10 protein-coding genes are annotated in these 12,359 nt (G+C 72.3%); all 10 read left to right on the plus strand.

Going from position 1 to position 12,359, the window contains the following annotated elements; all coding sequences use genetic code 11:
• The first annotated feature begins 129 nt into the window (after positions 1–129).
• The 10 genes from ABT342_RS15855 to ABT342_RS15900 all read left to right on the plus strand — a co-directional run bounded on the left by ABT342_RS15855 (position 130) and on the right by ABT342_RS15900 (position 12,344).
• Complete coding sequence (locus ABT342_RS15855; protein WP_502965543.1) at positions 130–1,686, plus strand: sugar ABC transporter ATP-binding protein; 1,557 nt, start codon at positions 130–132, stop codon at positions 1,684–1,686.
• The gene (locus tag ABT342_RS15860; RefSeq protein ID WP_351572968.1) at positions 1,683–2,744 is read left to right on the plus strand and encodes an ABC transporter permease; all 1,062 of its coding nucleotides are present in this window, start codon (positions 1,683–1,685) and stop codon (positions 2,742–2,744) included. Before ABT342_RS15855 ends, ABT342_RS15860 begins: the two co-directional genes overlap by 4 nt.
• 46 nt (positions 2,745–2,790) lie before the next feature.
• The gene (locus ABT342_RS15865) at positions 2,791–3,927 is read left to right on the plus strand and encodes a substrate-binding domain-containing protein (protein ID WP_351572971.1); all 1,137 of its coding nucleotides are present in this window, start codon (positions 2,791–2,793) and stop codon (positions 3,925–3,927) included.
• 228 nt (positions 3,928–4,155) lie between these two features.
• Positions 4,156–5,418, plus strand: a complete 1,263-nt coding sequence (locus ABT342_RS15870; protein WP_351572974.1) for an ATP-grasp domain-containing protein — start codon at positions 4,156–4,158, stop codon at positions 5,416–5,418.
• Positions 5,419–5,433: 15 nt separating this feature from the next.
• A complete protein-coding gene (locus ABT342_RS15875; protein ID WP_351572977.1) occupies positions 5,434–6,663 on the plus strand; it encodes a lysine N(6)-hydroxylase/L-ornithine N(5)-oxygenase family protein in 1,230 nt (409 codons plus the stop codon).
• Positions 6,660–7,028: a cupin domain-containing protein gene (locus ABT342_RS15880; RefSeq protein ID WP_351572980.1), complete on the plus strand. Its 369-nt coding sequence runs from the start codon at positions 6,660–6,662 to the stop codon at positions 7,026–7,028. The genes ABT342_RS15875 and ABT342_RS15880 overlap by 4 nt, the downstream gene beginning before the upstream one ends.
• Positions 7,021–8,121, plus strand: a complete 1,101-nt coding sequence (locus ABT342_RS15885) for an NAD(P)/FAD-dependent oxidoreductase (RefSeq protein ID WP_351572982.1) — start codon at positions 7,021–7,023, stop codon at positions 8,119–8,121. Before ABT342_RS15880 ends, ABT342_RS15885 begins: the two co-directional genes overlap by 8 nt.
• Positions 8,121–9,755, plus strand: a complete 1,635-nt coding sequence (locus ABT342_RS15890; RefSeq protein ID WP_351572985.1) for a class I tRNA ligase family protein — start codon at positions 8,121–8,123, stop codon at positions 9,753–9,755. The genes ABT342_RS15885 and ABT342_RS15890 overlap by 1 nt, the downstream gene beginning before the upstream one ends.
• A complete protein-coding gene (locus ABT342_RS15895) occupies positions 9,752–11,053 on the plus strand; it encodes an ATP-grasp domain-containing protein (RefSeq protein ID WP_351572988.1) in 1,302 nt (433 codons plus the stop codon). Before ABT342_RS15890 ends, ABT342_RS15895 begins: the two co-directional genes overlap by 4 nt.
• Positions 11,046–12,344, plus strand: coding sequence for an MFS transporter (locus tag ABT342_RS15900; protein WP_351572991.1), 1,299 nt, complete (start codon positions 11,046–11,048; stop codon positions 12,342–12,344). Before ABT342_RS15895 ends, ABT342_RS15900 begins: the two co-directional genes overlap by 8 nt.
• The last annotated feature ends 15 nt before the right edge of the window (positions 12,345–12,359 follow it).

Genomic DNA, 12,359 nt, shown 5'->3' on the forward strand with positions numbered 1-12,359 from the left:
AGCCACAGCGGGTCATCGACGCCACAGAGGATGGTGACATGTCCGGCATAGGGCGGCAGCTCCCAGTAGCATCCCCAGCATCCCCCTGCGGTCAGGAAGAACTCTTCAGGCCGGCCCCCGGAGACGTCCGTGCATGACACTCCCGACACCCCCATGAGCCCGCCCCCGCCCCCCGGCGGAGAACCCCTCGTCCGCATACGGGGTCTCGGCAAGCGGTTCGGCGGCACCGTCGCGCTGGCCGGGGTCGACCTCGACATCCGCGGCGGCAGCGTCCTCGCCCTGCTCGGCCCCAACGGTGCCGGGAAGTCCACCCTCATCAAGGTGCTCGCCGGAGTGCACCACGCCGACGAGGGCGAGGTGACGGTGGCCGGGCACCCGCTCGGCTCCCACACCGCCTCCCGCAACATGTCGTTCATCCACCAGGACCTCGGTCTCGTCGAGTGGATGACGGTCGCCGAGAACATCGCACTGGGCACCGGGTACCCGCGCCGCCACGGACTGATCTCCTGGCGGCAGACCCGCGCGCGCTGCGCCGAGGCGCTGCGGATCGTCGCCGGACATCTGGACGCCGACGCCCGTATCGCCGACCTCGCCCCCGCCGAACGCTCGCTGGTCGCCATCGCCCGCGCCCTGGCCGACCGGGCGGAGCTGTTCGTCCTCGACGAGCCGACCGCCACCCTGCCCGCCGCCGACTGCGTCCGGCTCTTCGACGTGCTGCACACCCTGCGCGACCGGGGGCACGGCATCCTCTACGTCAGCCACCGGCTCGACGAGGTGTACAAGGTCGCCGACACCTTCGCCGTCCTGCGCGACGGCCGCCTCGTCAGCCACGGTCCGCTCGCCTCGTACAGGCCCGCGCGGCTGGTGCGCGACATCGTGGGAGGCGAACCGGCCGGCCGCCGGACCGCCACCGCTTCCCCGCCCGCCGTCGGCCCGCCCGTCCTGAGCCTGGACGGCGCGACGACCGACCGCACCGGACCGGTCAGCCTCGACCTGCGTGCCGGGGAAATCCTCGGCATGGTCGGCCTGACCGGCGCCGGCCACATGCACCTGGGGCGCGCCCTCGCCGGCGCGTGGCCGGACCTCGGCGGACGGGCGCTGCTCGACGGCCGTCCGTACCACCCGCGCACGGTCGCCGCCGCGGTCGACTCCGGCGTCGGTTTCGTGGCCGCCAACCGTCAGGAGGAGGGCTGCGCCGCGACGCTGACGGTACGGGAGAACTTCCTGGCCAACCCCCGGGCTGCCGGTGTGCCGTGGTGGCGCCCGCTCGGTCCCCGCAGTGAACGCGCCGAGGCCGACGCCCTGATCGAGCGGTTCTCGGTGCGCCCCCGCGACAGCGAGGTCCCGATCGCCGTCCTGTCCGGCGGCAACCAGCAGAAGGTCGTGGTCGGCCGGTGGCTCCGGGGGCGCCTGCGCCTGCTGATCCTCGAGGAACCGACCGCCAGCGTGGACGTCGGCGCCAAGGCCGCGATCCACCGGCTGCTCGACGAGGCGGCGGCCGCCGGACTGGCGGTACTGCTGATCTCCACCGATTTCGAGGAGGTCGCCGACGTGTGCCACCGCGCGCTGGTATTCGTCCGCGGGACAGTGGCGGCCGAGCTGAGCGGTGACACCCTGAGTGTCGGTGAACTCACGCGCACCGCTTCGGCGATGCCCGCGATCACCGGAACTGCGACGAGCCGGTGACCGCGTCCTCCTCGCGCCGGGCCCTGCTGGCGTATCTGCGCGGGCACTTCATCGGCACCTACGGCCTGCTGACCCTCACCGTCCTGCTGTTCGTCTTCTTCTCCGTCCTCCTGCCGTACACCTTTCCCACGCTGGACAACGTCTCCTCGATCCTCTCCAACCAGTCGATCCCGGCCATCCTCGCCCTCGGTGCGACGATTCCCATCGCCACGGGCAAGTTCGACCTGTCCATCGGCTACGGCCTCGGCCTGGCCCACGTCCTGGTCTTGCAGCTCATCGTCAACGAGGGCTGGCCCTGGCCGCTCGCCTGCCTCGTCGTCGTCCTCGGAGGGGCGGTGTCCGGCGCGCTGAACGGTGTCATCGTCGAGTTCGCCCGGATCGACTCCTTCATCGCCACCCTCGGCACCGGCAGCATGATGTACGCCTTCACCGGCTGGATCACCGGCGGAAGCCGGATCGTCCCCGGCCCGGACGGCCTTCCGCCCGCCTTCACCGCCCTCTACGACTCCCGGTTCCTCGGCCTGCCGGTACCCGCCTTCTACGTCCTCGCCGTCGTCGTCGCCCTCTGGCTGGTGCTGGAGCGGCTCCCGCTCGGCCGCTATCTGTACGTCATCGGCGCGGGCCCCCGTACCGCCGCCATCATCGGCATCCCCACCCGCAGATACTCCGTCTGCGCCTTCGCGGGATCGGGCCTGGTCGTCGGCTTCGCCGGTGTCCTCCTCGCCGCGCAGCAGCAGACCGGCAACCCGAGTGTCGGCCTGGACTACCTGCTGCCCGCGTTCGTCGGCGCCCTGCTCGGCTCGACCGCGATCAAACCGGGCCGCGCCAACGCCCTGGGCACCGTCGTGGCCGTCGCCGTACTCGCCATCGGCCTGGCCGGCATCGGCCAGCTCGGCGCCCAGTTCTGGGCCACCCCGCTGTTCAACGGCGGCACTCTGCTCATCGCGGTCGGGCTGGCCGGCTACTCGGCCCGCCGACGGCTGCGCACCGGCGTGCGCGCGGCCCAGGTGCCGCTCACGAAGCAGCCGGACGCGCCGGCGAAGGACGGTCCCGCCTGAAACACGTCCCGCACACGTCGTAGCGCGCACCAGCGTCAGGAGCACCGTGTACCCGAACCGCAAGACCGCCGTCACCGTCGCGGCCCTGCTCGCGGCCGCCGCCACCGCCGTCGCCGGCTGCGAGCGCGGCCCGTCGGACGGCACCGTGCCGTCGAAGGCCGGTTGCCCGGCCGTCCTCGAGAAGGCGAAGGCGGCCGTCCAGCGGGCCGAGAGCGGCAGCACGGCGTGGAACGGCCCCACGAGCGGTCCGGCCGCGGTTCCCGGCAAGGACATCGTCTACGTCGCGCAGACCATGACCAACCCCGGCGTCGCGGGCGTGGCGCAGGGCGTGAAGGAAGCCGCGAAGGTCATCGGCTGGAACGTCCGAGTGATCGACGGGGAGGGCACCCCGGCCGGCATCCAGGCGGCGCTCAGCCAGGCCATCACCCTCCGGCCCTCGGGCATCGTCATCGGCGGATTCGACCCCGGTCTGACCTCGCAGCAGGTGGCGCGGGCCCGGACGGCGCGCATCCCGCTCATCGGCTGGCACGCGGTCCCTTCCCCCGGTCCGAGCGAGAGTCCCAGGCTCTTCACCAACATCACCACGAGCGTGGAGGACGTGGCGGAGATCAGTGCGGACTGGGTCATCGCCCGGTCGGGCGGCGGCGCCGGGGTCGTGCTCTTCACCGACGACTCGATCCCGTTCGCCAGGAACAAGTCCGAGCTGATCAGGCAGGAGCTCGCCACCTGCTCCGGGGTGCGGCTCCTGGCGTACGCGAACATCCCGATCCCGGACGCGAGTCGGCGCACCCCGCAGGAGGTCTCGTCGCTGCTCACCCGATTCCCGGACCAGTGGACGTACTCCGTCGCCATCAACGATCTCTACTTCGCCGACGCCGCCCCGGCCTTCCGCGCCGCCGGAAAGCCGGGCTCCGGCCCGCCCTTCAACATCGGCGCGGGTGACGGCGACCCGTCCGCCTTCCAGCGCATCAACAGCGAGCAGTTCCAGGCCGCCACCGTGCCCGAGCCGCTCTCGCAGCAGGGCTGGCAGATCATCGACGAGTTCAACCGCTCCTTCGCCGGGCGGCCTCCCAGCGGCTACGTCGCACCCGTCCACATCGCGACGGCCGGCAACAGCGACGGGGCCACTTCCTGGGACCCGTCGGGGTACCGCGAGGCCTACGAGAAGATCTGGCGGAAGTAATCATTCCCAAATCGCACCAGGGACCGGAAGTTGTGCGGCTCACACGCCGACTTACAGACATTCCTCCCGTCAGGCATTGACCGGGCTCAAGCTCCCCGGATAGAAAGATCAACGCGAGTCACGCAAGCGACCCCTTACGTCCGCCCCGCCGGAGCACACACCGGTTTCCCGGGCCCGTACTGCCCACAAGGCCGGCCCGAACTCACCTCTGACCCGAGAGATTTCGCCTTGTCACGCATAGCTCCCCTGCGCCCCGCACGCATCGTCGTGGTCGAACCCGCTTCCTCCGGAGGCGCCACCCTGATCGGTGTCGCGGCCGAGATGGGGCTGCGGGTCGTCGTGGCTACCGCCGACTCGGGCGACCGCCGGCTCTCCGACACCGTGCGCGGCGCGGCCGAGTCGGTGCTGGTCGTGGAGACCAACGACCAGGCGGCGCTGGAAGCCGCGGTCCTCGAACTGCACCGCCAGGAGCCCTTCGAGGCGGTCCTGCCCGGGTCCGACATCTACGTCTCGGCGACCGCTCGGGTCGCAGCCAGACTCGGCCTGCCCGGCCTGCCCGTGGACACGGTCGACCGCGTACGGGACAAGAGCGTCATGCGGGCCGCGGTGGCCGAATCGGGCCTGCGCACACCGCGCTTCGCCCAGGCCACCTCCGACGAGGAGCTGCGCGCCGCGGCCGCGCACGTCGGCTTCCCCTGTGTGATGAAGCCGGTCGCCTGCTCCGGCAGCATCCATGTGAGCCGGGCCGACGACATGGACCAGCTCGCCGCCGCCTTCCACCGGCTGGTCACCGACCCCGTCCCGGACATGGGCCAGTTGCACGAACACCGGGTGCTCGTCGAGGAGTACGTCGAGGGTCCCGAGTTCAGCGCCGACGGCTACGTCCAAGGCGGCGGCGAGGTCACCCTGGTCGCCCTCACCCGCACACTCCTCGGCCCCGAGCCCGACTTCGTGGAGATGGGCCACCTCACCCCGGCCCAGGTCGACGCCGGCACCCTGGAGACCGTGGAGGCGTACGTCGGTGACGTCGTCCGCGCCGTACGCCTGACCAGCGGTACGTTCCACTGCGAGCTGCGGCTGACCCCCGAGGGGCCGGTCCTCATCGAGATCGGCGCGCGCCTGCCGGGCGACCGGATCGTGGAGCTGCTGCGGCTCGTCACCGGGGTCAGCCTCCCCAAGGTGGCGATCGCCACCTCACTCGGACTGGACCTCGACGAGGCCGGGGCCTTCGCCGACCCGCGGGCGAAGAGCGCCGGCATCCGCTTCTTCTCCGCCGAAGGGCGCTCCTCCTACCGTGAGCTGACGGGCTGGCAGGACATGGCGGCGCTGCCCGAGGTGACGGAGACCTCCCTGTACTTCGCGCCCGGTGAGCCGATCCCCGGCGTCGAGGACTGCCGCTCGCGCCTCGGCCACGCCCTGTTCACCGCGGACTCGCCACAGGACGCGCTCGACCGCTGGCAGGCCCTCGGCGACAGCGTCGTCGCCGTCTGACCCCGGACTCGTACCATGAGCGATCACATACTCGACTACGCCGCCGTCGGCGTCGGGCCCGCGAACATGAGTCTGGCCGCCCTCGCACACGGGATCGACGGTCTGCGCGGTGCCTGCCTGGAACGGCGGGAGAGCTTCTCGTGGCACCCCGGGCTGCTGCTGCCCGAGGCCACCCTCCAGGTCTCGCTGCTCAAGGACCTGGTGACCCTCGTCGACCCCACCAGCCCGTTCTCCTTCCTGTCGTTCCTGTCCTCCCACGGCCGCCTCTACCGATTCCTCGCGGCGGACTTCCCGGCCGTTCTGCGCACGGAGTTCAACCAGTACCTCCAGTGGGTCGCCGGGCAGCTGCCGAGTCTGACCTTCGGCACCGACGTGCGGAGCGTGGACTTCCACGACGATGCGTTCCATGTGCGCACGGACAAGGATGAGGTGACGGCGCGTCATCTCGTGCTCGGCACCGGTCTCACTCCCCGTGTCCCCGAGTCGTTCCGCCCGTTCCTCGGGCCGACGGTCTTCCATTCCGGTGAGTTCCTGCTGCGCGATCCGGACGTCGCCGGGCGTCGAGTCGTCGTCGTGGGCGGCGGCCAGAGCGGGGCGGAGATCGTCCGCCACCTGGCCACCGGCGGCTCCGCGCACAGCATCACCTGGGTCAGCAGGCGCTCGTCCTTCCTGCCCATGGACGATTCCCCGTTCGCCAACGACCTCTACAGCCCGGCGTACGTACGCCACTTCCACGGGCTGCCCGCCGACCGCAGGGCCCGGCTGCTCGATCAGCAGAAGTACACGAGCGACGGGGTCGACCTCCAAGTCCTCCAGGACATCTACCGGTTGAGCTACCGCGACGAGTTCATCGAGGACAACCCCGGCAGACTGCGTTTCCTGCCGGACTGCACGGTGACCGCGCTTGAAGGGAGCCCCGGGGACTGGAAGCTGTTCACCGACGCCTCGGGCCCCGACGCCCCCGCCGCGCTGGCCGCGGACATCGTCATCCTGTGCACGGGATACGGCTACGAGCTGCCCGGGTTCATGGCGCCCCTCGCCCCGCGGCTGCGGCGCGCCGACGGGCTCCTCGTCGTCGGTGACGACTTCTCCCTCGCCTGGGACGGGCCGGCGGAGAACCGGATCTACCTCCAGAACGGCGCGCGGCACGCCTGGGGAGTCGCCGATCCCAATCTGAGCCTGCTCGCGTGGCGCAGTGCGGTGATCCTCAACAGCATTCTCGGTGAGACGAGGTACGCGGTATGACCGAGCATCAGCACCCGGCCGCGGCGTACCGGGCCCTGCTGCCCTTCCTGCCGACCGAGGTCGAGCCGGACGGGGTCACCGTCGCCGAGGCGGACTTCGCGGGCTCGTGCTTCTCGGCGGTGCCGTTCAAGATGGCCCGCTTCACCGTGCCGCCCGGCGGAACCAGCTCCCCGGACCAGCACGCGGTGGAGGAGATCTGGGTGGTGCACTCCGGCTCCGGCACCCTGGTGGTCGACGGGGAGCGGTCGCCCGTGGCCCCCGGCTCGGTGACCGGGTTCCCGTCCCGGGCGGTCCACGAGGTCTTCGCCGACCAGGGCGAGGAACTGGTGATCTTCTCCTTCTGGTGGTCGGCGCCCGATGTCTGACCGCACCACCGCGACCGGCGCGGTCCCCCCTCACGACCTGGCCGTCGTCGGCACCGGCGTGGTTGGCGCCCTGACCGCCTACTACGCCGTCCGGCGCGACCCCGGCCTGCGCGTCCTCCTCCTCACCCATGACGCGCGCGGGACCGGGGCCACCCGTCTGTCGGCCGGTTTCGACACGCCGACCGGGCACAGCGCCGCACAGCGCGTCCTGGCCGCGCGCAGTACGGCGCTGTTCGCCGGACTCGCCGCCGAGCTGCCCGACGTACAGCGCGCACCGGTCGACGCGTACTGGCTGGTGGGCCGCGACAACAGGGCGGCTCTCGACGCGAGCATGGCCGACGGCGGACGGACCTCCGCGGTGGACCCGGACCGGCGTGAGATGCTCGCCGGCACCTTCCCGGGGCTCACCCACGGCGACGACGAGGTCCTGCTGGCGTCCGCCCCCATGACCGCGGGCCGCCCGCAGTGGCTGACCGACCAGCTCCTCGACCGGGTGCTCAGCCGTCCCGGCAGCACCCTGCTGGAGGGCTTCCGGGTCACGGCGATGCGCCGCGCGGGCAGCCGCATCGAGCTGGTCGCGGCCGACGGCAGCCGGGTCACGGCGGACAAGGCGGCCGTCGCCCCCGGCCCGTGGGCGCTCGCGGGCCCCGTGGCCGAAGCGGCCCGCGACCGGGGTGCCCGGGTGAAGAAGGTCGTGGCGTTCCACATCATGTCGCCGCCCCCGCCGGGCGCCCCGGCGCTCGTCTTCGAGGACGCGGACGCCTTCCTGCTGCCCCACCACCCGGGCGGCCACTGGATCTTCAGCATCACCTCGCCCGACTGGGACCGCGGCCCCGACGAGCCGCTCGTCATCGACGCCCGCGACCGGTCGCTCGCCCGTAAGCTGCTCGCCCGGCACGTACCGGGATTCCTGCCGTACCTGCTGGGCGGGCGGGTCTTCAGCGACTGCTTCACGCCGGGCCACGTGCCCGTCGTGGGCACGGCCGATGACGACGCCGTGGTGATGGCGATCGGCGGATCGGGCTCCGGGTACCGGCTCGCCCCGGCCATGGCCGAGGACACTCTTGATCTGCTCTACGGGAGGACGCGGTGATGCGCCCGCTGCTGACGGGGGACGCGCACGTCCCGAAGCACTACCTCCTCGTGCCGCCCGAGGCCACGCCGAACGGGCCGCTGCACCTGGGACACATCGGCGGCCCCTTCCTGTGGTCCGACATGATCGCGCGGCATCTGCGGGTCCGCGGCGACCTGCCGCTCGTGATCACCGGCAGCGATGTGTACGAGTCGTACGTCACGCTCAAGGCGCACGCCGAGCGTTCGACGCCCGGTGAGGTCGCGGCCCGCTACGGGCGGCGGATCCAGGGCGACCTGGCCGCCCTGCGCATCGGCGTGGACGCTTTCATCAGCCCGGACCAGGAGCCGTGGCGCGGCCCCTTCGAGGACGAGGTGGCCAGGTCCATCGGGCGGCTGAAGGACCGGGGCGCGGTGCTGACCCGGACCGAGCGCGTGCCCTACTGCGAGGCGTCGGGCCGCTGGGTGGCCGGCGGCTGGCTGCACGGCCGCTGCCCCGAGTGCGGTGCGGGGATCACCAGTTACTTCTGCGAGGAGTGCAGCGCGCACTTCCTGCCCGAGTCGGTCGTCGACCCGCGCCCGCTCCTCGACGAGGGCCCGCTGACCTGGCGGGAGATATCCAGCCTCTTCCTGCGGGTACCGGAGCGCGACATGCTCGACGCCACCCTCGTCGGCCTGGGGATCGCCGACCGCTACCGGCGGACCGTGACGCGGTTCCTGGAGCGGGACGGTCTGACCGTCCGGCTCAGCGCCCCGCAGGAGTGGGGGGTGCCGCTGCCCGCACCCGAGGCGGACGTCCCGCACGCGCTGTTCCCGTACGCCGGGATCTTCATGTTCGCCCGGCTGGCCGGTGCCGTCCACGGACAGCTGTCCGGTACGGGCGTGAACGCCTTCGACCCGGACTCCGACGTCACCACGATCACCACCCTGGGCGTCGACAACGTGATCCCCACCCTGGTGTCCATCGTCGGCACCAGCCTGCTGCACGGGGACATGAAGCCCTACGACCGGTGCCTCATCAACCACTTCTACCGACTGGCCGGCCGCAAGTTCTCCACCAGCGCCCGTCATGCCATCTGGGCCGCGGACATCGCGGCGTCGCCCGCGATCAGCGCCGATGTGACGCGGTACTTCCTCGCCCGGGCCGATCTGGAGTCCGCGCCGGCGAGTTTCGAGACGGCCGACTTCCTCACGACGGCCAACGAAACGCTCGCCGACGGCCTCGGCGAGCGGATCGAGGCGGCCTGGACCCGTCTCCCCGACGGACCGCCCGGCGCTCCGGCACCGGCGGTGGCCGAGCTGCTGGAGTCCCTGCTCGCCGAGCAGTCGGCGGCCCTGGACGCCCCCCGCGTCGCGACCCCGCGCGCCGTCGCGGCCCTGGACCGCTGGTGCGCCGACGCGTCGGTGACCCGGTCGGCGGACGACGGGGCCTACTGGTGGCTCAAGGGCCTGTCCCTGCTCGCGTTCCCGGTGATGCCGGACCTCGCCGAGCAGGTCTGGCAGGGCCTCGGCGGCACCGGCGAGCCCCGTGCGGCGGCCTTCCTCACCGCGACACCGGCCCACCGGGACCTGGCCGCCCCCGCCTTCGGCCGGGTCGGGGCGGCCGATCTCGACGCCTGTCTGCCGGACTCGATGCGACTGGGGGCGGGCACATGACCGTCGGCACCACCACACCGCTGTACGTCGTACTCAACCGCTCCGGCGACGAGTTCGGCGAATACCACCGGTTCCTCGACGGCACGCCGTGCCGGATGGTGTACCTCACCACCCCGGGCGGCCTGCCCGCCCTCGACCAGGACGGCGCCACCGAGATCCGGGTGCTCGACAGCCTCGCCCACGACGACGTCCTGCCCGTCGTCCGGGAGATCGCGGACCGGCACGGCACCCCCGACGCCGTCTTCGGGCAGTCCGAGTACGACATCCTCACGGCCGCACGGCTCTCGGCCGCCCTCGGTGTGGCCGGCGGCTACGGCCTGGATCTGGTCCGGCGGTTCAAGGACAAGCCCGCCATGAAGCGGGCCGTGGGCGGAGCCGGACTGCGGGTGCCGAGGTTCTGCCAACTGGACGACGGCTCGCGGGCCGAGGAGGTGGCCGAGGCACTCGGCGGTCTCCCCCTGGTCCTCAAGCCCCGGGCCTCGGCGGGCTCCGAGGGCGTCACCGTGGTCAGGAGCACGGAGGAACTGCGGCTGGCGCTCGACGGCGTCGACCCCGCCGCGTACGAGTGCGAGGAGTACGTCGAGGGCGACATCTTCCACGTCGACGGCGTATTCCGCTCCAGCGCCTTCCACTTCGTCACCGCCTCCCGGTACGTCAACACCTGCCTGGACTACGCGCACGGCCGCCCCCTCGGGTCGGTACTGCTCGACGAGGGGCCCGAGCGGGCCGCGCTGACCGGGTTCGCCGGGCGCTGTCTGCGGGCCCTCGGGCTGCGCGACGGCGCCTTCCACCTGGAAGTGATCCGGCGTCCCGGCGGCGAGCTGGTGTTCCTGGAGGTCGGACTGCGTCCGGGCGGCGCCCAGGTGCCGTTCCTCCATGTCGACCTCTACGGCATCGATCTGTTCGCCGAGGCGTTCCGGGCGGCGATCGGCCTGCCCCCGCTGTGGCAGGAGACCGGCGCCCCGGGCACGGGCGGAGGGTGGCTCATCTACCCGGCGCCCCGGCAGCTGCCCAGCCGGGTGACGCACCGCACCTCACTGCGCGACGTCATTCCGGAGGTCTACCACGAGGAACTGCCGTCCGTCGGACAGGTGATGACCGGACCGGGCAGTTACGACGACGGCAGCGGGATCTTCCGGTTCCGGGGCAGCACCGCCGCCGACGTCCAGGGAGCCGTCCACACGGTGATGGACCACTACGGCCTGTGCACCGAACCCATGGACGACCAGGAGAACCACACCGGCCAGAACGGCCGACGCCAGGCCGACGCCGGACCCTCCGAGCAGTCCCATGACTGACCCGCACGGCCCCGGTCCCACGCTGCGCGCCTGGTTCCGGGAGAACCTCCCCGCCACGGGCAACGCGCGCCGCCTCGGCGTGCTCACGCTCATCCAGTCCCTGGGGCTCGGGGTGTTCCTCACCTCCAGCGCGGTGTTCTTCACGCGCACGATCGGCATCCCCGCCGGGCGGGTGGGGCTCGCCCTGTCCGTCGCGGGTCTGTGCGGTCTGCTCTGCACCGTGCCGATCGGCAGGCTCGCCGACCGGCTCGGCGCGGGCCGGGTGCTGACGGCCAACTTCCTGCTGGCCTCGGCGGGCTTCACCGCGTACTGCATGGTGGACGGCTTCGCCGGGTTCCTGGCGGTGGCCTGTGCCATCGCCGTACTGGAGACGTCCGCCGGTGCGCTCCAGGCGTCGCTCACCAACGCCCTGGTGGGCGAGGAGGAGCGCGTCAAGGTCAGCGCGCAGATGCGGGGCCTGTTCAACCTGGGCTTCCTGGGCGGTGCCGCGCTGGCCGGCGCCGCCATCGCGGCCGGCACCTCCACCGCGCTGTACGCCACCGTCCTCACCAACGCGGGGCTCCAACTGGTCTCCGTCGCCGTGCTGTGGGGGATGCGCTTCCCTCGGCACGACGCGGCCCGGGAGAACATCACGAACGGGCGGGCGGACAGCGGGAAGGGCGCGGGTGTCCTGCGCAGCTCCGCGCTGCGGGACACGCGCTATGTGGGGATCGCCCTGGTCTGCGGGGCGCTGGAGCTCTACCACCCGCTGCTGACCGTCGGGCTGCCGCTGTGGATCGTGACCAGTACCGACGCGCCCGCCCTCGCCGTGTCGGGCCTGCTGATCCTCGACACCGTCCTGGTGCTGCTGTTCCAGGTCAAGGTCAGCAAGGGCGCGCAGAGCGTCGCCGGAGCGGCCCGTATGCTCCGCTGGGCGGGCTGGTCGCTGGGAGCGTCCTGCCTGGTCTTCGCGATGAGCGCGGGGCACGGCGGGCTCCTCGACAGCGTGGTTCTGCTGGGCGGCGCGCTGGTCCTGGTGCTGGGTGAGCTGTACCAGGCGTCGGCGGCCTGGGGGCTGTCCTTCGGGCTCGCACCGCCCGACCGGCAGGGCGAGTACCAGGCGGTCTTCTCCCTGGGGCGTGGGCTCCAGCAGTTCGCCGGGCCGTGGCTGATGACCTCTCTGATCGTCGGCGCCGCGGTGCCCGGCTGGGTGGCCCTCGCCGCGCTGTTCGTCCTGCTCGGGCTGGCCGGTCCGCCCCTGGTGCGCGGGCTGGAGAAGGCCCGCGCCCGCACGGAACCGGTCCCGTCCTGAACCACCCCCCACCCC

This window comes from Streptomyces sp. NPDC000410 (genome assembly GCF_040300305.1).
Taxonomy (GTDB): Bacteria; Actinomycetota; Actinomycetes; order Streptomycetales; family Streptomycetaceae; genus Streptomyces.